This window comes from Micromonospora sp. NRRL B-16802, assembly GCF_001279555.1.
GTDB lineage: Bacteria > Actinomycetota > Actinomycetes > Mycobacteriales > Micromonosporaceae > Micromonospora > Micromonospora profundi.
The window spans coordinates 36,856-56,973 of the sequence record NZ_LGEB01000132.1 but is presented as its reverse complement, the minus strand read 5'-3'; the positions used below and the strand labels follow the sequence as shown (position 1 = coordinate 56,973).

The following is a 20,118-nucleotide window of genomic DNA, read 5'->3' as shown; positions in this document are numbered from 1 at the left end:
CCGGGAGATCTTCATGAGAAACGACCGTTCCATTGGCGCGCCGGTCTCGCGGCGTTCGTTCCTTCGGGCCAGCACCACCGCCGGGCTTCTGCTGCCCACCGCCGGTGGCATGACCCTGCTGCTCACCGGCTGTGGCGGCGACGACGACAAGGTCAACGCCGACGGCAGCCTCAACGGCTCGTACATGACCGCCTCCGGCATGACGCTGAGCTTCGTGGAGACGATGGTCGCCAAGGAGCGCGGCTTCTTCTCCGAGTTCGGCCTCGCCCTGGACATCAAGGGTGGGCAGGGCACCGCCACCGCCATCCAGGCGGTGCTCGGTGGCTCGGCCGACCTGACCCGGGCCAACGGCATCAACGCGATCATCGCGGTGGCCAACGAGGACGCGCCGTTCGTCAGCATCGCCAGCGTGCGGCAGAAGTCGCAGTTCGAGGTGGTGTCCCTGCCGAACAAGCCGATCCGCAACCCCGCCGAGCTGGCCGGACGTACCTGCGGCATCGTCTCCACCGGCGGCGCCACCGAGAACCTCCTCGACGTCATGCTGATCAACGCGGGGGTCAACCCCAAGTCGGTGAAGCGTCCGGTCACCGGTGTCGGCACCGCCGCGTACGAGTTGGCCCGCAAGGGCGACGTCGACGCGTGGATCTGCGTCAACACCGACCGGGCCACCATCCAGAAGGACGTCGGCGAGGTCGTCTTCTTCAGCACCGACGACTTCGCACCGATGCCGTCGGACTCGTACAACACCAGCGCCAAGATGGTCGAGTCGGGCAGCGACATGCCGGTGAAGTTCCTCGCCGGCGTGCTCAAGGCCATCGACTACGCCAGCAAGGAAGCGAACTGGGATCAGGTCATCAACGACCTGCGCAAGTACAACCCGGAGGCCGACCCGGCCCAGGCCCGTGCCGAGCTGCCACTGCTGGTGGAGAGCTGGCTGGCTGCCGGCCCGGACAAGGCCCTGGAGATGAACGAGCAGACCTGGCTCAAGGGTCAGGAGAGCCTCGTCAAGGCCAAGCTGGTGAAGTCCGCGGCGCCGATCGACAAACTGATCAACCGCAGCTACCTCGAGCGCGCGAGGAACCTGTGACCGGCGGCCCGGCCGCCGCAAGCGCCGCCTCCGCGGTCCTGGCGGCGGCCGTGGCCAGCGGTGTGCGACGGCTGTGGTTCAACAGCGGCTCCGAGCTGACCTCGTTCCAGGAGGCCAGCGCGCAGGCCCGGCACCAGGGCGAGCCGACCCCCCAGATCATCACCTGCCCCCACGAACACGTCGCCCTCACCGCGGCGATGGGCGAGACGATGGTCACGGGCCAGCCCTCCATGACCGCTGCCCACGCCGATCTCGGCCTGCTGCACCACGGCGGCGCCATCCACAACGCCATGTGGGGCGACCACCCCATCATGATCATGTCGGGCTATCCGCCCACCCGCGCCGAGTCGCGCAACTCGCCGGTGTTCTGGAAGCAGCAGCGCTGGGACCAGGGCTCGATCGTGCGGCAGTACGTCAAGTGGGACTACAAGCTGTCCGCCCTCGACGACGCCGCCCTGGTGGTGGCGCGTGGCTTCCAGGTCGCCCTCGCGCCCCGACGCGGCCCCGTCTACCTGGCGATGCCCGAAGAGGTGGGCCGGCACCCGATCCCGGTCGGCAACCCGGTCCCCAGCGCCCAACGGCTCGGCATCCCGACCCTGGGACCGGGCGACCCCGGCGTGGTCAGCGAGGTGGCCCGCCGCCTCACGACCGCCCGACGGCCCGTCATCGTCACCGACCGCGTCGGCGTCAACCCGCACGCCGTGACGTTGCTGGCCGAGTTGGCCGACACCCTCGGCGTGGAGGTACGCGCCACCCGCTACCGGATGAACCTGCCCGACGACAACCCGTGGCACACCACCGCGCCACTGGACGAGTTCGACGTCATCGTCGTGCTGGACCATCCGGTGCCGTGGATGCCCGCCGTGGAACGTCCCCACGAGGACGCGTGGATCGGCTGGGCCGGACCCGACCCGATCGAGGGTCGCGTCCCGCTGTACGAGCTGCGCGCCGACGCACGTACCACCGCCGACCCGGCGGCGTTCCTCGCCGCCGTGCTGGCCGAGGTCGGCGCGGCCGGACCGGGCGACGCCGACGCCGTACGCCGACGGCGGCAACGGCCGCCGGCCGCCGCGCCGCGACCGGCCGGTGGCAACGCGGCGGTCTCCGGTGCTCCCACGCCCGCGCTGATCGCCGCGGCCCTGGACCAGCACCTGCGCCCCGACGACCTGCTGACCTGGGAGGTGTTCGACACCGCGCCGGTCCGCCGGACGAAGCCGGGCACCCTCTTCGAGAAGGGCGGGTCCAGCCTCGGCTGGTCGGTGGCGGCGGCCACCGGCGCCAGCATGGCCGCCGGCGGCGCGCACGCCGTGGCGGTCACCGGCGACGGCTCGTACCTGTTCGGCTCGCCGGACTCGTGCCTGTGGTTGCAGCAGCAGCACGACGCGCCGGTGGTCACCGTGGTGGTCAACAACGGCGGCTACCGCACCGGCACGACCACCCTTGCCGCGCACTACCCGGACGGCCTGGCCGTCACCGAACCCACTGTGCTCGGCGGCCACCTCACCCCGTCGCCGGACTTCGCGGCGCACGCCCGCTCGCAGGGCTGCTACGGGGAGCAGGTGGTGCGGGCGGCCGACCTCACCGCGGCCCTGGACCGGGCCCGTACGGCGGTGGCGCGCGACCGCGTCCCGGCCGTGCTGGACGTCTGGGTGCCCGAGCATCTCACCGGGTCGATGGACCCGGCACGCCGGGCACGCCCGGCTCACGACGAAGGGAACACCGATGGCTGATGTCGTTTCGCCTATCGACGGCCGGGTCCTGACCCACATCGCGCCCGCCTCGCCTGCCGAGGTGGACGCCGCCGTCCGGGAGGCGCGTGCCGCCCAGCCGGCGTGGGCCCGCCGCACCGGCAGCGACCGTAGCCGGATCCTGCACGCGGTCGCCGACCTCATCGAGGCCCGCATCGACGAGCTGGCCGAGACCGAGACCCGCAACACCGGCAAGATCCTCAGCGACACCCGCCGGGAGGCGATCCGGGCCGCGAACAGCTTCCGCTACTACGCCGGCTGGGCCGAGCAGGTACGGGGCGAGACCATCCCGGTCGGTCCGGAGTACCACACCTACACGGTGCCCGAGCCGCACGGCGTCGTCGCCGGTGTCATCCCGTGGAACGTGCCGTTCTTCTTCGCGGTCAAGAAGATCGCCCCGGCGCTCGCCTTCGGCAACGCCTGCGTGCTCAAGCCGGCCGAGGAGACGCCGTTGACGGCCCTGCGGCTGGCCGGCCTGCTGGCCGAGGCGGGCGTGCCCGACGGGCTGGTACGGGTGCTGCCCGGTGGCCGGGAGACCGGCGTGGCACTGGTGTCGCACCCGGACGTCGACCTGATCGTGTTCACCGGCCACCACGACACCGGCAAGGCGATCGCCCGGTCGGCGGCGGCCAACCTGACCCCGGTGGCGCTGGAGCTGGGGGGCAAGTCGCCGCAGGTCCTCTTCCCCGACGCCGACCTGGACCAGGCCGTAGACGCAGTGGTGCTGGGCGTATTCGCCTCCTGCGGGCAGATGTGCATCGCCGGCTCCCGGCTGGTCCTGCACGAGTCGATCTACGACGACGTGCTGGACCGGGTGGCCGAGCGGGTGCGGGCACTGCGGGTGGGCGACCCGTTCGACGCCGAGACGGACCTGGGTCCGCAGATCACCGCCGTGCAGCGGGACAAGACGGCGGCGTTCATCGCCGAGTCCAGCGGCGTGGGTCGGCTTGTCGCGCAGGCGACGCTGCCGGACACCGAGCGGCTGCGCAACGGCTTCTACGTGGCGCCGACGGTGTTCGACAGGTTGGACGACAACGCCCGCCTGCTGCGCGAGGAGGTGTTCGGGCCGGTCCTCGCGGTGTCGTCCTTCCGCGACGACGCCGACGCGCTGCGGCTGGCCAACGACACCGAGTTCGGCCTGGCTGCGGGCATCTGGACCGCCGACATCGCCCGCGCACACCGGTTCGCCGGGCAGGTGCGGGCGGGCACGGTGTGGATCAACACCTACCGGGTGATGTCCGACCTGGTGCCGTTCGGCGGTGTCGGCCTGTCCGGGTACGGCCGCGAGAACGGCACCGAGGCGGCCCGGCTCTACCTGCGCTCGAAGTCGGTGTGGACCTCGCTGACCGGCGGCACCCCGCAGGGGTACGGCATGGGAGGCGCTGGTGCGGCAGGCTGACCGCCCGGCCGGGTCACCGGTCGACGCGCCAGCCGACGAGAGAGGCCGCGGCGGTCTCGCGCTACTGCGGGACCGCCGCTTCGGCCCGTACTTCTTCGGGTCGCTGGCGTCGAACACCGGCACGTGGTTCCAGAACGTCGCGGCGATCCTGACGATCTACGCGCTGACCCGCTCGGCGTTCATGGTGGGTCTGGTCACCGCCCTGCAGTTCGCCATGCAGTTGGTCCTCGCCCCGGTGATCGGGGCGTTGGCCGACCGTGTCGACCGGCGGCGGCTGATCATCGTGGGGCAGACGCTCGGCGGTTCCGCCGCGGCGGTGCTCGCGCTGCTGGCTTTCCTGGACGCGTTGAACCCGGGGCTGCTGCTCACGTTCATCGGGTTGTCCGGGATAGGTCAGGCGATCACCGGTCCGGCCGCGCAGGCGTTGGTGCCCAACATCGTGGGCCGCGCCGACGTGCCGCAGGCGATCGCCCTGCACTCGCTGACGTTCAACCTGTCGCGGGCCATCGGCCCGGTGGCCGGGGCGGCCACGTACGCGGTGGCCGGCGCCGGTACGGCGTTCGCCGTCAACGCCGCAAGCTTCCTGGCGTTCGCGCTGGCGCTGCGCGGTGTGCGGCTACCGAAACCGGCTGCCGGCGCGCGGGGCCGGCTGGGCGTGTTGGGCGGGGTCGCCTACGTACGGCACCGGCCCGTGCTGGTGCGATGCCTGGTGGCCGTGGCCCTGATCGGCCTGGCGATGGAGCCGATCAACACGTTGTCGCCGTTGTTCGCCGAGAGCTTCGGCGGCGGTGACCTGCTGGTGGGTGTCTTCATCACCTTCTTCGGCGTCGGCTCGGCGCTGATCGCCATCTTCGTGGGCCGGCTGCGGCGCACGGTGGGCAGCGGCAAGACGGGCGCGGTCGGTGTGGCCGCGCTGGCCGTGGGGATGGCGGTGTTGGCGGTGAGCCCGGGACCGGTGCTGGCCACCGTCGGCATCGCCGTGGGTGGGGCCGGTTACCTGCTCGCTGTCAGCGACGTCAACGCCACCATGCAGGAGGGGCTGTCCGACGCGGTGCGCGGCCGCGTGATGGCGCTGTGGTCGATGTGCTTCCTCGGTATCCGGCCGGGCGCCGCGATGCTGCACGGCTGGCTGGGCGACACGTTCTCGGCATCTGCCGGCGCGTTCGTCGCGGCCGGGTCCGCGGTGGCCGCCGCTGTGGTCCTGCGCGGTCGGCTGACCCGACGCGGTGACGCCGATGGGCCTGTCCAGCAGGGATGACGGAGCGCGTCGCCGTTGACCCGGAACCGTATTCCAACCTATTCTGCTGAGCGAAACACCGTTCGTTTGAAGCGAACGGACTGAGTTGGGGAGGCCCAGTGCACGACGGACCGCTGACCGGACTCCGCGTCATCGACGCCTCGACGATCCTGGCCGGCCCTCTGTGCTGCCAGATCCTCGGCGACTTCGGTGCCGACGTCATCAAGGTCGAACACCCCGTTGCCGGAGACAGCATGCGCGGACACGGCCACGCCAAGGACGGCGTACCGCTGTGGTGGAAGGAGATCTCCCGCAACAAGCGCACCCTCGGCCTCAAGCTGTCCGCGCCCGAGGGCGCCGACCTGCTGCTGCGCCTGGCCGCCACCGCCGACGTGCTGGTGGAGAACTTCCGCCCCGGCACCCTGGAGCGGTGGGGGATCGGCCCCGAGAAGCTCCACGAGGTCAACCCCGGCCTGGTCATCGTGCGCATCTCCGGCTTCGGCCAGCAGGGCCCGTACGCCAGCCGACCCGGCTTCGGCACCCTCGCCGAGGCGATGAGCGGCTTCGCCCACCTCACCGGCGACGAGAACGGCCCGCCCACGCTGCCCGCGTTCGGCCTCGCCGACAGCATCTGCGGCATCGCCGCGTCGTCGGCCACGATGACGGCGTTGTTCGCCCGCGACCGCAACGGCGGCAAGGGCCAGGTCGTCGACATGAGCCTGCTGGAGCCGATCATGATGGCGGTCGGCCCCGGCCCCACCGTCTACGACCAGCTCGGCGTCGTCGAGCACCGGCACGGCAACCGGTCCACCAACAACTCCCCCCGCAACACCTACCGCACCAAGGACGGCGACTGGGTCGCCGTGTCCACGAGCGCGCAGTCCATCGCCGAGCGGGTCCTGCGCCTCGTCGGTCACCCCGAGGTCATCGACGAGCCGTGGTTCGCCTCCGGCCGGCAACGCGCCGCGCACGCCGACCTGCTCGACGAGTACGTCGGCGGGTGGATCGCCGAGCGCACCCGCGACGAGGTCATGCGCGCCTTCGAAGAGGCCGGCGCCGCCGTCGCCGCCGTCTACACCGCCCGCGACATCGTGGCCGACGAACACGTCCAGGCCGCCAAGATGGTCGTCAAGGTCCCCGACCCCGACCTCGGCGAGGTCCTCATGCACAACGTGCTGTGGCGCATGTCCGACACACCGGGCCGGATCCGTTTCACCGGCCGGCCGCTCGGCGCCGACACCGACGACCTCCTCGTCAACGAACTCGGCTGCGCTCCCGACGCCGTCGCGGAGCTGCGCTCGCGGGAGATCGTGGCCTGACGGTCGTCACCACCGATTAAGGATTGTCGTGACCACAACGAACATCACCAGCGACGCCGGCACGGCCGCGCTCCTGGCCGCCGTCGAGGCGGGGGTCCGGGTGTACGACCTGGGCCGCCGCCTCACCATCGGCATGCCCCAGTCGCCGAACCACCCGCCGTTCTGGCACGCCCTGCCCCGCCGGCACGGCGACGCGGTACGCCCCGACGGCGGCTCCGCCGCCAACGACATCATCACCATGGGCACCCACGTCGGCACCCACATCGACGCGTTCTCCCACGTCTCGCAGGACGGCCGGCTGCTCGACGGCTCCGACGCCGCCGACGCCGGCCGCGGCGGCCGCTACCCCGACCTGGGCGCGCACACCATCGCCCCGATCGTGCGCCGCGGCGTGCTGCTCGACGTCCCCGCCGCCCTGGGCCTGCCCGACGGCTGCGAGCCCGGATACGAGATCACCCCCGCCGACCTGTCGGCAGCCGCCGACCGGCAGGGCACCCCGCTGCGCCCCGGCGACGTGGCGCTGGTCCGCAGCGGCTGGGGCAGGCTGTTCGACCACGAGGACCGCACCCGCTACATCGGGCACACCACAGGCGTACCCGGAGTCGGCGAGGCCGGCGCCACCTGGCTTGCCGACCAGGGCGTCCACGCCGTCGGGGCCGACACCATCGCCTTCGAGTGCCTGCCACCGGGCGCGGGGCACAGCGTCCTGCCCGCCCACCGCGTGCTGCTCGTCGAACGTGGCGTCTACATCATCGAGACGATGGCGCTGGAGGAGCTGGCCGCCGACAACGTCCACGAGTTCCTCTTCGTCCTGTCGCCGCTGGCCATCTTCGGCGCCACCGGCTCACCCGTGCGCCCTCTGGCCGTGGTCGCCCGTGTCTGAGCAGACCCTGGCCCGGCAACTCGCCGCGTTCGCCGCCCGCACCGGCGACGAGCCAGTGCCCGAGCGCGTCGCCGCCAGCGTGCGCCAACGGGTCCTGGACATCCTCGGCCTGTGCGTGGGCGCGCACCGGCTGCCCACCAGCCGCGCCGCCCTGGAGTTCGTCGCCGACCAGGGCGGACGCGCCCAGGCCCACGTCGTCGGGCTACCCGACGCGGTGCCCGCGGCGCAGGCCGCGTTCGGCAACGGCGTCCTGGCGCACTCGCTGGACTACGACGACACCCACCTGCCCTCGGTGCTGCACCCCAGCGCCGCCGTCGTCCCGGCGGCCCTGGCCGCCGCCCAGGCCGCCGGCGCCGACGGCGCGGCCCTCACCAACGCCGTGGCCGTCGGCATCGAGACGACGGTACGGCTGGGCATGGCCGGCTACGACCCGGCGCTGAAGAACTCGGTGTTCTTCGAGCACGGCCAGCACGCCACCTCCATCTGCGGCGCGATGGGCGGCGCCGTGGCCGCCGGCATGCTCCTGGGCCTGGACGAGGACGGCCTACTGGACGTCCTCGGTGTCACCGCCTCCATGGCCTCCGGGGTGATCGAGGCCAACCGGACCGGCGGCACTGTCAAGCGGCTGCACTGCGGCTGGGCCGCCCACAGCGCCGTCACCGCCGCCGACCTGGTCCGACGCGGCTTCACCGGGCCACCCACCGTCCTGGAGGGCCGCTTCGGCTTCTTCACCGCCTTCCTGCGCGGCGAAGCCGACCACGACCAGATCACCGACGGCCTCGGCCAGCGGTGGGCGGTGCCGGACATCTTCTTCAAGCCGTACCCCGCCAACCACTTCACCCACGCGGCCATCGACGCCGGCCTGGCCCTGCGCGCCGCGGGCGTGCCCGTGGACCGGATCACCCACATCGAACTGCGGGTACCCGCGGCGGTGATCCGCACCATCGGCGAGCCGATCACCACCAAACGCGCACCGGACACCGGCTACCAGGCGCAGTTCAGCGGCCCGTACGCCGTCGTCGCCGGCCTGCTCGGCGGCGGGGGACTGGGGCTCGGCCTTGGCGACTTCACCGACGACCTGGCCCGTGACCCGCAGCGCCGGGCACTGATGGCCCGCGTCGACGTCGTCCCCGACGACGAGTGCAACACGATCTTCCCGCACCAGTTCCCGGCCATCGTGACGGTACGCACCGACGACGGGCAGACCTGGCGCGAGGAGGTGCTGACCAACCGCGGCGGCCCGCAGCGACCCCTGTCCGACGCGGAACTGGCGTTGAAGTTCCGGGACAACGTCGCCGGACGTGTCGACTCCGACACCGCCGACCAGGTCGTCGCCGCGGTACTCGGCCTCGCCGACGTCATCGACGTCGGTGACCTGCTGCTCCCACTGACCCGCCTACAGGCCGACTGACGCCGGCACCGACTCGCTGTCCGCCAACACAGGAGCACACAGTGGAACCTTTCGACCTCGTAGTGAAAAACGTCAGAGTGGTGCGGCACGACCAGCCCGAACCGGCGGCGCTGGACATCGCCGTCCGCGACGGCCGCGTGGCCCGCCTCGCCCCGAAGATCGACCCGACCGGCGCGAAGGCCGTCGTCGACGGCGGCGGCAAGCTCGCCTTCCCCGGCGTCGTCGACGCCCACCAGCACTGGGGCATCTACCACCCGCTGGCCGAGGACACCGCCACGGAGAGCCGCGCCTGCGCGCAGGGCGGCGTCACCTCCGCCATCAACTACATCCGCACCGGGCAGTACTACCTCAACCGGGGCGGACCGTACCGCGAGTTCTTCCCCGAGGTGCGCAACGCCACCGACCACAAGTCCTACGTCGACTACGCGTTCCACGTCGCGCCCATGACCAGCGAGCACATCGACGAGATCCCCGAGCTGATCCGCGACCACGGCGTCACCTCGTTCAAGGTGTTCATGTTCTACGGCGGCCACGGCCTGCACGGCCGTTCCACCGACCAGAGCTCCTTCCTCATGATCCCGCCGGACGCCCGCTACGACTACGCGCACTTCGAGTTCGTCATGCGCGGCGTGCAGGCCGCCCGCGAGCAGTTCCCCGACCTGGCCGACGAGATCTCGCTGTCGCTGCACTGCGAGACCGCCGAGATCATGCGGGCGTACACCCGCCTCGTCGAGGAGGAGGGCGCCCTCACCGGGCTCGCCGCCTACAGCGCCTCCCGGCCGCCGCACTCCGAGGGCCTCGCGATCAGCATCGCCTCCTACCTCGCCCACGAGACCGGCCTGCCCACCATCAACCTGCTGCACCTGACCTCGGCGAAGGCCGTCGACGCGGCGCTGCGCATGGCCAAGGCGTTCCCGCACGTCGACTTCCGCCGCGAGGTGACGATCGGCCACCTGCTTGCCGACATCGACACCGCCTACGGCCTCGGCGGCAAGGTCAACCCGCCGCTGCGTCCCCGCGAGGACGTGGAGGCGCTGTGGGGCTACCTGCTCGACGGCCACCTCGACTGGGTCGTCAGCGACCACGCCTGCTGCCGCGCCGAAACCAAGTTCGGCGAGCCGGCCGACGACATCTTCGTGGCCAAGTCCGGCTTCGGCGGCGCCGAGTACCTGCTGCCCGGCCTGGTCAGCGAGGGCTCCAAGCGCGGCCTGTCGTACGCCCGCGTCGCCGAGTTGACCTCCTGGGCGCCAGCGCGCCGCTACGGCCTGGCCACCAAGGGCGCCATCGCCGAAGGGCTGGACGCCGACTTCTGCCTGCTGGATGAGAACCACACCTGGACGGTCCGCGCCGACGACTCGCTGTCGACGCAGGAGTACACGCCGTTCGAGGGGATGGAACTGACCGCTCGCGTCACCGACACGTTCCTGCGCGGCGAGCAGATCCTGCGCGACGGCGCCCTGGTCGGGCAGCCGCGCGGCCGGTACCTGTCCCGTCCCACCCGCCCGTGACGGCCATCGGGGCGCCCCTGCCCACCGCCCGCAGCTACCTGTACGTGCCGGGGGACCAGCCGGACAAGATGGCCCGCTCGGCGGCCCGGGGCGCCGACGCCTGCATCCTCGACCTGGAGGACGCTGTCGCACCTGCGAACAAGGCCACCGCCAGGGCCAGCGTCGGCGCGTTCCTCGCCGACGCCCCCGCCACCGTGCAGTGGTGGGTACGCCTCAACGCGGACACGCCGGCCGCCGACATCGCCGCGGTGGTCGGCCCACGACTGACCGGTGTGGTCGTGCCGAAGGCCGACGTCGACCTGCTGGCCGAGGTGCACCGGCTGCTCGGCGACGCCGAACGCGACAGTGGCGTCCCGCACGGGTCGACAGCCGTGTTCGCGCTGCTGGAGACGGCCAGCGGCGTGCTGCACGCCGAGGCCGTGGCCGCCGCACCCCGCGTCGAGCGTCTCGGCCTGGGCGAGGCGGACCTCGCGGCGGAGCTGCGCCTGCAACCCGGCCCGGACCGGGAGGAGCTGTGGCCGCACCGCTCGCGCATCGTCCTGGCCTGCGCGGCGGTCGGCCTGGCCCCGCCGGTCGGCCCGACCGAGACGGCCCTGCGCGACCCGGACCGGCTCGAGGCGACAAGCCGCCTGTTGCTGCGTCAGGGATACCGAGGCCGCACGGCGATCCATCCCGCGCAGGTGCCCGTCGTGAACGCGGTGTTCTCGCCGACGACTGCCGAGATCGACGCGGCCCGCGACATCGTCGACCGACTGGCGTCCGCCGAACTCAGCGGCTCCGGAGTGGCGGTCACCGCCGACGGCCGGCTGATCGACGCCGCGGTCGCCCGCAGCGCCCGGGAGGTGCTGGACCGGGACTCGGCGGGCCGGTAGCCCGCCGACGGTGAACCGCCCGGCCCGTCAACGACGACGGGTCGGGCGGGGAACCACCTGGACAGCCCCTTGCTCCCGAAACATCATCATGTTTAGCATGTTAAAACTGGTGATGAAGGGAGCACCCGCATGACCACCGCGCCCACACAGCGCTACACCTGCTCGGTGTTCACCTGCGACGTGACCCTCGCCAGCCACGGCACACCGGCCACACCGTTCGCCGAGGTCCAGCGACGACTCCACGCCCTCGACAAGCGTTACTCACGATTCCGCCCCGACAGCGAACTGTCCCACCTGAACGCCGCCGCCGGCCGCTGGCACCCCGTCTCCGCGGACCTGCACGCCATGCTCCGCCACGCCCTGGCCGTCGCCGCCGCCAGCGCCAACCTGGTGAACGCCGCGATGCTGCCCCGGCTCCTCGCCGCCGGCTACGTCCGCTCCTGGACCACCGGCACACCACCGACCGCGCCACCCACGACACCCACCCCCGTGCCACCCCTGGCCGAACTGCTCGAACTACGCCGCGACACCGCCCGCCTCGCACCCGGATACGGCATCGACGTCGGCGCGCTCGCCAAGGGCCGGTGGGCCGACGACATCGTCACCTGGCTCGGCCCCAACTCCGCCGCCAGCGTCGGGGGAGACGTCACCTGCCGCGGCCCCGGCCCTGACGGCGACGGCTGGCCCGTCAACCTGCCCAACGGCCACGTCCTGCGAGTTCGCGACGGCGGCGTCGCCACCAGCGGCATCGGCAAACGCCGCTGGGGCACCAACGGCCACCACCTCATCGACCCGCGCACCGGCCGACCCGCCACCTCCGACATCACCCAGAGCACAGTCCTGGCCCGCACCGGCGCCTGCGCCGACTGGGTCGCCTCAGCCGTCGTGATCGGCGGCAGCCCCACAGCCGCACACCTCACCACCCGCACCGACGTCCACCACCTCTGGCTGACCCGCACCGACAGGGGAGCGGCACATGAACCCCACAAACCCTGACCGCCTCGTCGAACCCGCACGGTTCCGGGCCGCCTTCCGCCGCGTACCCGCGCCCGTGGCGATCCTCCTCATACCCGGCGGACCTGGCGGCATCACCGGCGTCACCTGCACCTCGGCCACATCCCTGTCCGGCGAACCACCAATGGCCATGGTCGCCGTCGACACCAAGACCGGCGTCGCGCCGCTGGCCGAACGGGCCGGCCGGTTCAGCATCAACTACCTCGCCGCCGACCGCGCCGCCTGGGCACGAGCGTTCGCCAGCCGAGGCCGCGACCTCGACGACCTCGCCGCCGCCATCGTCACCGGCCGCACACCGGTGCCCACCCTCGCCACCGGCACCACCGCCGTCCTCGAATGCCGCACCACCGCCATCCACCAGGGCGGAGACCACTGGGTCCTCTGCGGCGAGGTACTGCACGCCCGCGCCCAGACCGACGCCGAACCCCTGCTGCACCACAACGGCCGCTACGGCACCTTCCACCCCCACAGCCCTTGACCGCAGCCCACCCACCGCGAGGCAGAACCATGACCCCACCACGCACCCACACCATCAACGCCGGCGGCTTCACCACCCGCTACTGGGAATCCACACCACCCGGACAACCCGAAGGCACAGTCGTCCTCGTCCACGACGGAGCATTCGGCGGCGACGCCATCGGCAGCTGGTCCCGGGTCATGCCGCTGCTCGCCCAGCACTACCGGGTCCTCGCACCCGACCTGCTCGGCTACGGCGACACCGACAAGGTCGTCTACCTCGACCGCTCGCCGTACTCCTTCCGCACCGCACACCTCGCCGCGTTCTGCGCCGCCCTCGACGTCGACGCCGCCCACTTCGCCGGCCAGTCCTTCGGCGGATCCCTCCTGCTACGCGCACTCGCCACACCCACACCCGCGCTGCCCGCCCTGTCAGCGGTCAGCATCTGCGGCACCGGCGGCCCCTGGCGCTCCACAAAGGGCACCACCGAACTCGGCCGCTTCGACGGCACCGAAGACGACGTACGCCGCCTCGTCGCCCTCATGACCGACGAATACCCAGGCTTCGACGACACCGTCAAGGTGCGCTACGCCAACACCCGCAAACCCGGCCACGTCCAGGCCTGCATGGCCCCCCGCCTGCAACACCCCACCCTGCCCAAACCCGGCCCCGACACCTGGCCAGCACCCCTGCGCGACACCACAGTCCCCATCCTCGTGGTCGAGGCCACCCGCGACGACCTCCTCGAACCCGACTGGGGCCGCCACCTGGAAAACCTCACCCCCCACGTACACGTGCGCCGCATGGACGCCCGCCACGCACCCAACCTCGACCAACCCGAGGCCGTCGCCACCCTCCTGCACACCTTCTTCAGCCGGGGGAGGACCACACCATGAGCACCCTGCTGTTCCTCCACGACGCCGACGTCCTCCCCGGAACAATCGGCGCCCTCGGCCTGCTCGCCGACGACCTGCACGTCGCCGTACCCCGACACCCCGGCTTCGGCACACCACTTGACGACACCGCACAGGACTGGGACAGCGTCGCCGACCTCGCCCAGCACTACCTGTCCGACCCCGTCACCGACCCACCACACGGCCCCCTGCACCTGGCCGGCGCCGGCTTCGGCGGCTGGATCGCCCTGGAGATGGCCGTACGCGCCCCACACCTGTTCACCACACTCACCCTCGTCAGCCCGTACGGGGTGAAACTGTCCGGACCCACCGAACCCGACTTCGCCGACATCCTCCTGCTCGACCCGACCGAAATCGTCGAACTCGGCTGGGCCGAACCCACCGCCTGCCACGACCTGCGCATGCCCGGCTACCCACCCGGCCTCACCGACGACGACTACGAACGGGCCTTCGCCGACCGCGCCGCCCTGTCCCGGTACGCCTGGAAACCCTTCCTGCACGACCCACGACTACGCCGATGGCTGCACCTGATCACCATGCCCACCCTCGTGATCGCCGGCACCCACGACCGGCTCGTACCCCCACGACACAGCGCCGCACTGGCCGACCTGCTGCCCTCGGCCCGCTTCGTCGAGCTGCCGCACGCCGGGCACTACCCCTACCTGGAACGCCCCCACGCATTCCACCGGGAGGTCCGGTCCTTCCTGATCGGAGAGGCCCAGTGAAGCTCTACCACTTCACCGAAATGCCCTACCCGTACATCGCACCCGAGGCCGAAGAGGCAAACCGCGGCCTCAAGTACTTCATGCCCAACCGCTACTACGACCCCGTCCTCGGCCACGAGCTCTACCAGCGCTACCTCGACGAGTACGAACTCGCCGACGAACTCGGCTTCGACCTCATGGTCAACGAACACCACCAGTCCGCGTCCACCCTGCAGGTCTCGGCCACCCTCAGCGCCGCCTCCGTCCTGCACCGCACCCGACGCGGCCGGGTCCTCATCCTGGGCACCCCACTGCCACACCGCGAAAGCCCCATCCGCGTCGCCGAGGAGATCGCCTACCTCGACTCGGTCAGCGGCGGCCGCATCGACTGCGGCTTCGTCCGCGGCGTCCAGGGCGAAACGTTCCCGTCGAACCAGAACCCCGTGCACAACCTCGACATGTTCATCGAAGCCCACGACCTGATCAAAAAAGCGTGGACCAGCGGCGACGTCTTCTCCTGGGAGGGCCGCCACTACCACTACCGGTACGTCAGCGTCTGGCCCCGCCCGTACCAGCAGCCACACCCACCGATCTGGATCAGCGGCACCTCGACCCGACTCGTCGAATGGACCGCCCGACACGGCTACACCCTGTGCAACCTGCTCGGCACCTACGACGACACCGCGACCTCGTTCCGGCTCTACCGCCGCACCGCCGTCGCCGCAGGCCTTCCCGAACCCGGCCCGGACCGCTTCGCCTACATGGCCCTGTGCCACGTCGCACCCACCGAAGCCAAGGCCCGCGAAATCGGCCGCAAACTCATGTACTACCTCAAGCCCGGCAAACTCCGACTCGGCGCCGCCAGCCCACCCGGCTACTTCCCGCCAGCATCCGCCGTGGCCGCCCTCCAGGGCCGCCTCGGCGCCGTACGCCGCATGAGCTACGAAGACCTCATCGACGCCGGCATCCTCCTCATCGGCACCCCCGACCAGGTCACCGCCCAGATCCACCGCCTCTACGAACAGACCGGCGCCGGACACCTCATCCTCATGAACCACGCCGGCGACATGACAAGCAACGAGGTACGCGACCACCTCACCCTGTTCGCCAAGGACGTCATGCCCGCCGTCACCGCCCTCGGCGCCGACTGGCACGACAAGGACACCACCTGGCGCGTCGACAAGGACACCACACCCGTGCAGGCGGTCCTCTCCAGCGCACTGTCCTGACCGGCGGTCACCACCAGCCGATCACCTCGTCGTGCAGACCCGCGTAGTCACGTTCGAGGTGATCGGCAAGGGCGACCATGTGCGCCCGCATCAACGTCTCCGCCCGCGCCGCGTCCCCGTCGGCGATCGCCGCCGCGACCGCCTGGTGCTCCCGCCGCACGTCCTCCCACCGCTCCGGACGACGCTCGGCAGCCACCACCCGCTCGGTGTAGATCTCCTTCAACGCCCTACCGAACAGATCCAGCACCCCGTTGCCCGACAACCCCGCCACCACACCGTGGAAACGCTGCATGACCGCCAAATAGCTGGCCTCGTCACGCTCCTCCAACGTGGCGTGCTCCCGCATCGACTCGGCCAACTCCCGCAGGTGCGCCGCATCGCGCCGCTCGGCCGCCAACCGAGCCATCAACGGCTCCATGATCACGCGCGCCTCGACCAGCTCACCGAACCGGGTCCGGCCCATCTGCATGAACAACGCCATCGTCCGACCGAACGTGTGCGGATCGACAGCCCCCACGATCGGCCCGCCACCACGACCCGGGCGTACCCGCACCAGCCCGTTGATCTCCAGGATCCGCAGCGCCTCCCGCAGCGTCCCGCGACTGACCCCGTACGCCTGCATCATCTGCGCCTCGGTGGGCAGCCCCGCCCCGGCCGACAACCCCTGCTCGACGATGTCCTCGAGGATCTGCCGGGCCACCAGCTCACCCATCTTCGCCGCGCGCTGGCGGAACCGCGGGGCAGGCTGGGCCTCAGACATGCCCCGATCCTACGGGCCCACGATCTTGCCGCCACGACTCCTTCGCCGCCACGTGACGGGGGAGCCGCAGCTCAACCCACGAGGAAACCCTCGTCGTGCCAGTACGCCGCGATCCGGCTGGTCCGCCGCACGACCCGGTCCGCCTCCACCGGCGCCGGCCAGAAGACCAACAGGTAGTGGTCCACGACGGTTTCAAGCTCACCGAGGTACGTCTTGCCCGCGTCCATACCCCTGGCGCAGTAACGCACCCGGTAGCTGACTGACTCGCGCAACGGCAGCGGATACATCCCCTGGTGCCAATCCATCAGATGCACATCGCCGGAGAGGGCCGTGAAGGAGACCTCGACGACCTCCTCCCACCCCGGGTCGACAGGTGGCGGCCCGTCCACCACCTCGACCCGGAAAGCGACCTTACCGGTGTGCCGGCCGGTCACCAGGAACAGCGCACCGGGGACGCGGGCGCCGCACAGGCCGTTGAGCTGGCCGGCGAACGCCCGTACCGGATCGGGCGGATCGTCGTCGCTGACCACGTACGCCTGGCTGTAGGACACACTCAGCAGGCCGTCGAAGGCAACGGTCATCGAACCCCCCGATCACGGTACGGGCGTCGGTGGCGCTAGTCGTGCACCTGCACCGATCCACCACCCAGCGGCTGCGGATCGCTCAGATCCAGGTCGTAACTCTTCCCAGGCCGGTTGTCATACACCAGTGTCTGCTGCGGATAGTGCCCCGCCGACAGCGGCCACACCACAAGCCGCACCGCGTCCGGCGTGTCGACGCCGTAGGCCACGAAGCCGTACCCGGCCGCCCCGCCGATCGTGCCGGTGCCCTTCACAGCGGCCTTCTGATCAGGCGTGACCACAAGCCATTCGAGAGTGGTGGAGGCCAGGTCGAACCCGGTACCCCGCAGCGCTGCGGCCACCTTGCCGCCACCGGGCGCAGGCCCCGGCTCCCGAGGCAGGTACTTCGGGTTGAACTCCACCATCAACCGCCCCTGCACTGCAGGCTCGTCGACCAGCGCGCCGGCAGGGGAGTTCAGCCAGCCACCCTGGGTGACGAACCCGGCGTTCGGGTCGTACACGATCACCATGACGCTCGCCGCGGGCGACGCACCACCGTCGTCGTCGGTGATCGTCGGCTTGATGGTGTACATCCCCGGGTGGGTGAAGGTGTGCGTCGCCTCGCACCGGTCCGCGTACGAGTCGAAGGTGCTGGTCTGCCCGTCGTCCCACTCGATCGCGCAGGAGTGGGTGTCGTTGTCACCCGGATCGAGGAAACGGGCCTTGAACGGCACCGCATCGCCTACCCGGAACACCTGCCACGGCTGCGGCGAGGTGATGCCGTACTCGACATCCTCCGCCGCGGCCACCCTCGGTGGCGCCAGCTCGCCGAGCCGCCGCAGCCTCGGGTCGACATTGCGTACGGTGACCAGGGCGCTGTCGCTGACCGCCGCGTTCACCCCGTCGAACGCCGTCAACGTGACAGTGACCGCTCCATCGTCGTTGCACCGCATAGTGGTGTTGGCGCTACGCGAGTCGTGGAACGTGCAGGACATGCCGGGATCCGCGTCCGGGCCCAGCGCGTACGTCCACTGCGCCGTCGGCGGCCCGCCGTCGGGGTCGCTGACCGAGCCACCCAGCACGATCGTGAAACCCTCGTCGCCTGTGGTGTCCGGCCCCGCGTTCGCCGTCGGCGGCGAGTTCGGCTCGGCCGGGTCGTCCTGCGGCGGCAGGCACTCGTCGGTGCTGCTCGTCGGCACGTCGGTGATCTCCACGTAGTACGTGTCGAGGGCCTCGTTCGGCAACCCCGGCTGCCAGACCAGGATGCGGTCCTGCCGGTAGTACCTGGCCAGGGCGTTACCGGCGCAACTGTTGTGCCGGCTCGTCACCCCGAGGACGGAGAAGTTGCCGTCACCCTTACCCGCCCCCTCGATGGTCGAGGCGAAGGGGAACTCGTCGCACTGCTGGGTCGTCCGGTCCAGGATGTACGCCGGCAGCGTCGCGCACGCAGCATTCTTGGCCGAGGAGTTCTTCGAGTAGAACGTCCTGTTGTCCGACGCGTCGACAGGGAAATCCTCGGTGATCCGATGCAGGCCCGGATCGTCGCGGCTACCCGTGTACCGGCCGGGAATCACCCGGTCCGTACGCGGCCCCGGCCAGGTCTGACAGCCCGGAGTCATCGCACAGTGAACGTGCGCCGAAACCTGGGCGTAGTTCGCGCTCTGCAACGAGTACTGCAGGTGGGGGATGACGTCGTCCATGATGCAGGCCTTCGGCCGCGTGGAGAACCCGACCTGCGCGGTGTCACAACGGATCCGGTGCGACGGCAGCGCCTCCCCACCGGCGTCCGGCGTGCCAGGCGCGTACGCGTCGATGGTCAGCGCCCAGTCGTGCCGGTTGACCTTGTCCGGCCCCACGCCCTGGAACTCGGACGAGGCGATCGTCCAGGAATGCCAGGATCCGTCGACGTTCCAGTCGGCGAACCTCTTCGCGGCCGACGGTCCACCCGCCGAGCAGCCGGTGAGCCACTGCTTGCAGTCGGCGAACACCATCATGATGGCGTTGGCCAACTCGCCCCGGTCACCCTCCAGATAACGCAGACTGCCGGGCACGGACCGGAAGAAGACCTCCACCGTGCGGTTGCCGTCGTCCCGGCCGTACGCCACGGCGTTCATGGCGAAGACCGCCTGGCCGACGTACACCTTGCGGTCGATGCTGTAGACCCTGCTGCCCACGAAGATGGACTGGCACCATAGGAACCGGTTGTGGGTACGCCCCTCCACGCTCCCGACGCCGGGTTGGTCCATGCACTCCGAGGCTCGTCCGTCGGCGTCCGGTGAGGCCGGTGGCCTGCGGACGGAGCTGGAGGCGAGCGGGGCGCGTGAGGTAGGTGCCGACAGGTCGGCCGCCGCCCGCCCGTCGGGGGTGGGCTCGTAGAAGGATTCCAGGCGGACCGGGTTGTCCGGCCCGTACGTCGTCGAGGTGGGCTCTGCCGAGGCTGGCGCCACGAGCAGTCCCACCCCCAGTGTGCTGATCGCCAACATCGCCACCAGGCGATGCCACCCGCTGAATGCCAACACGTTCTCCTGACAGCCGTCACGCAGCCGTCGCCGGACCATAGGACCGCCGCGGTGCGTGGGTTCCGGTAGGAACTGCGGCGGGGTAGAGGCACCCCCGTGCCACCCGCGGGGGCACCGATGCCTCCGGCGGGTTCGTAACGGATGCTACGCAGAAAGTGAGCTACATGGATATGCATTAACGTCCGAGACGCACTCGCATGATCAGATGCGTCCACCATCACCTGATCACCGGCTCTGGCACCATGATGACCAGCCGCAGGGGGGACAGCCGCACCACACCGAGGAGGAGCCGGGGATGACGAGCGACCCATCGCCCGGCCCGGACGAACGCTTCGTCCAGCAGACCGAACGCGTCCGCCGGGAACTACTGGACAGCGCCATCCCGGTCGTCGCGCTCACCGGCTCCGACCAGCCGAGCGGCCTGGGCCGGCGCATCGCGGAAAAGGCCCTGACCCGCCTCACGCTGAGATTCGATAATGTACATTATGTAAAGTAGC

Annotated in this window: 18 protein-coding genes; 15 read left to right on the top strand and 3 right to left on the bottom strand. The window is 71.0% G+C overall.

The genetic code is table 11. The features are described 5' to 3' along the window. The first annotated feature begins 13 nt into the window (after positions 1-13). The 14 genes from ADK66_RS29470 (at position 14) to ADK66_RS29405 (ending at position 15,782) form a co-directional block, all read left to right on the top strand. Positions 14-1,087 carry an ABC transporter substrate-binding protein gene (locus ADK66_RS29470; protein ID WP_053661119.1) on the top strand — a complete coding sequence of 358 codons (1,074 nt, stop codon included), beginning with the start codon at positions 14-16 and terminating at the stop codon, positions 1,085-1,087. Further along, positions 1,084-2,817, top strand: a complete 1,734-nt coding sequence (locus ADK66_RS29465) for a thiamine pyrophosphate-dependent enzyme (RefSeq protein WP_053661116.1) — start codon at positions 1,084-1,086, stop codon at positions 2,815-2,817. The genes ADK66_RS29470 and ADK66_RS29465 overlap by 4 nt, the downstream gene beginning before the upstream one ends. Beyond that, entirely contained in the window at positions 2,810-4,234 is a 1,425-nt protein-coding gene (locus tag ADK66_RS29460; protein WP_053661114.1) for an aldehyde dehydrogenase family protein, read from the top strand. Before ADK66_RS29465 ends, ADK66_RS29460 begins: the two co-directional genes overlap by 8 nt. Further along, positions 4,221-5,492, top strand: a complete 1,272-nt coding sequence (locus ADK66_RS29455) for an MFS transporter (RefSeq protein WP_053661112.1) — start codon at positions 4,221-4,223, stop codon at positions 5,490-5,492. Before ADK66_RS29460 ends, ADK66_RS29455 begins: the two co-directional genes overlap by 14 nt. A 98-nt stretch (positions 5,493-5,590) precedes the next feature. Further along, complete coding sequence (locus ADK66_RS29450; RefSeq protein ID WP_053661110.1) at positions 5,591-6,790, top strand: CaiB/BaiF CoA-transferase family protein; 1,200 nt, start codon at positions 5,591-5,593, stop codon at positions 6,788-6,790. A 28-nt stretch (positions 6,791-6,818) separates the two neighbouring features. Beyond that, entirely contained in the window at positions 6,819-7,673 is an 855-nt protein-coding gene (locus ADK66_RS29445) for a cyclase family protein (RefSeq protein ID WP_053661108.1), read from the top strand. Next, entirely contained in the window at positions 7,666-9,084 is a 1,419-nt protein-coding gene (locus ADK66_RS29440; RefSeq protein WP_053661106.1) for an MmgE/PrpD family protein, read from the top strand. Before ADK66_RS29445 ends, ADK66_RS29440 begins: the two co-directional genes overlap by 8 nt. Positions 9,085-9,125: 41 nt before the next feature. Beyond that, a complete protein-coding gene (locus tag ADK66_RS29435; protein WP_053661104.1) occupies positions 9,126-10,592 on the top strand; it encodes a dihydroorotase family protein in 1,467 nt (488 codons plus the stop codon). Then, complete coding sequence (locus ADK66_RS29430) at positions 10,589-11,464, top strand: CoA ester lyase (RefSeq protein WP_082377741.1); 876 nt, start codon at positions 10,589-10,591, stop codon at positions 11,462-11,464. Before ADK66_RS29435 ends, ADK66_RS29430 begins: the two co-directional genes overlap by 4 nt. A 129-nt stretch (positions 11,465-11,593) precedes the next feature. After that, the gene (locus tag ADK66_RS29425; RefSeq protein ID WP_053661102.1) at positions 11,594-12,460 is read left to right on the top strand and encodes an FAD:protein FMN transferase; all 867 of its coding nucleotides are present in this window, start codon (positions 11,594-11,596) and stop codon (positions 12,458-12,460) included. Next, on the top strand, positions 12,441-12,956 hold the full coding sequence (locus ADK66_RS29420) for a flavin reductase family protein (RefSeq protein WP_053661100.1): 516 nt from the start codon (positions 12,441-12,443) through the stop codon (positions 12,954-12,956). Before ADK66_RS29425 ends, ADK66_RS29420 begins: the two co-directional genes overlap by 20 nt. 29 nt (positions 12,957-12,985) lie before the next feature. Further along, entirely contained in the window at positions 12,986-13,831 is an 846-nt protein-coding gene (locus ADK66_RS29415) for an alpha/beta fold hydrolase (RefSeq protein ID WP_053661098.1), read from the top strand. Beyond that, a complete protein-coding gene (locus ADK66_RS29410; protein ID WP_053661096.1) occupies positions 13,828-14,574 on the top strand; it encodes an alpha/beta fold hydrolase in 747 nt (248 codons plus the stop codon). The genes ADK66_RS29415 and ADK66_RS29410 overlap by 4 nt, the downstream gene beginning before the upstream one ends. Then, the gene (locus ADK66_RS29405; protein ID WP_053661093.1) at positions 14,571-15,782 is read left to right on the top strand and encodes an LLM class flavin-dependent oxidoreductase; all 1,212 of its coding nucleotides are present in this window, start codon (positions 14,571-14,573) and stop codon (positions 15,780-15,782) included. The genes ADK66_RS29410 and ADK66_RS29405 overlap by 4 nt, the downstream gene beginning before the upstream one ends. A 7-nt stretch (positions 15,783-15,789) precedes the next feature. Here ADK66_RS29405 and ADK66_RS29400 read toward each other — a convergent pair whose 3' ends face one another. The 3 genes from ADK66_RS29400 to ADK66_RS29390 form a co-directional block, all read right to left on the bottom strand. Next, positions 15,790-16,542: a FadR/GntR family transcriptional regulator gene (locus ADK66_RS29400; RefSeq protein ID WP_082377740.1), complete on the bottom strand. Its 753-nt coding sequence runs from the start codon at positions 16,540-16,542 to the stop codon at positions 15,790-15,792. A gap of 71 nt (positions 16,543-16,613) precedes the next feature. After that, positions 16,614-17,123: a hypothetical protein gene (locus ADK66_RS29395; protein WP_053661089.1), complete on the bottom strand. Its 510-nt coding sequence runs from the start codon at positions 17,121-17,123 to the stop codon at positions 16,614-16,616. Between the two features lie 35 nt (positions 17,124-17,158). Continuing rightward, positions 17,159-19,585: a PKD domain-containing protein gene (locus ADK66_RS29390; RefSeq protein WP_231640255.1), complete on the bottom strand. Its 2,427-nt coding sequence runs from the start codon at positions 19,583-19,585 to the stop codon at positions 17,159-17,161. A gap of 331 nt (positions 19,586-19,916) precedes the next feature. Here ADK66_RS29390 and ADK66_RS29385 point away from each other — a divergent pair, with 331 nt between their 5' ends. Next, a complete protein-coding gene (locus ADK66_RS29385; RefSeq protein ID WP_053661085.1) occupies positions 19,917-20,117 on the top strand; it encodes a hypothetical protein in 201 nt (66 codons plus the stop codon). The last annotated feature ends 1 nt before the right edge of the window (position 20,118 follow it).

What these genes read in the sequence shown, in the direction of transcription:
- ADK66_RS29470 (WP_053661119.1), top strand. Translation starts at nt 14, where the DNA reads ATGAGAAACGACCGTTCCATTGGCGCGCCGGTCTCGCGGCGTTCGTTC.
- ADK66_RS29460 (WP_053661114.1), top strand. Translation starts at nt 2,810, where the DNA reads ATGGCTGATGTCGTTTCGCCTATCGACGGCCGGGTCCTGACCCACATC.
- ADK66_RS29425 (WP_053661102.1), top strand. Translation starts at nt 11,594, where the DNA reads ATGACCACCGCGCCCACACAGCGCTACACCTGCTCGGTGTTCACCTGC.
- ADK66_RS29420 (WP_053661100.1), top strand. Translation starts at nt 12,441, where the DNA reads ATGAACCCCACAAACCCTGACCGCCTCGTCGAACCCGCACGGTTCCGG.
- ADK66_RS29415 (WP_053661098.1), top strand. Translation starts at nt 12,986, where the DNA reads ATGACCCCACCACGCACCCACACCATCAACGCCGGCGGCTTCACCACC.
- ADK66_RS29410 (WP_053661096.1), top strand. Translation starts at nt 13,828, where the DNA reads ATGAGCACCCTGCTGTTCCTCCACGACGCCGACGTCCTCCCCGGAACA.
- ADK66_RS29400 (WP_082377740.1), bottom strand. Translation starts at nt 16,542, where the DNA reads ATGTCTGAGGCCCAGCCTGCCCCGCGGTTCCGCCAGCGCGCGGCGAAG.
- ADK66_RS29395 (WP_053661089.1), bottom strand. Translation starts at nt 17,123, where the DNA reads ATGACCGTTGCCTTCGACGGCCTGCTGAGTGTGTCCTACAGCCAGGCG.
- ADK66_RS29390 (WP_231640255.1), bottom strand. Translation starts at nt 19,585, where the DNA reads ATGTTGGCGATCAGCACACTGGGGGTGGGACTGCTCGTGGCGCCAGCC.
- ADK66_RS29385 (WP_053661085.1), top strand. Translation starts at nt 19,917, where the DNA reads ATGACGAGCGACCCATCGCCCGGCCCGGACGAACGCTTCGTCCAGCAG.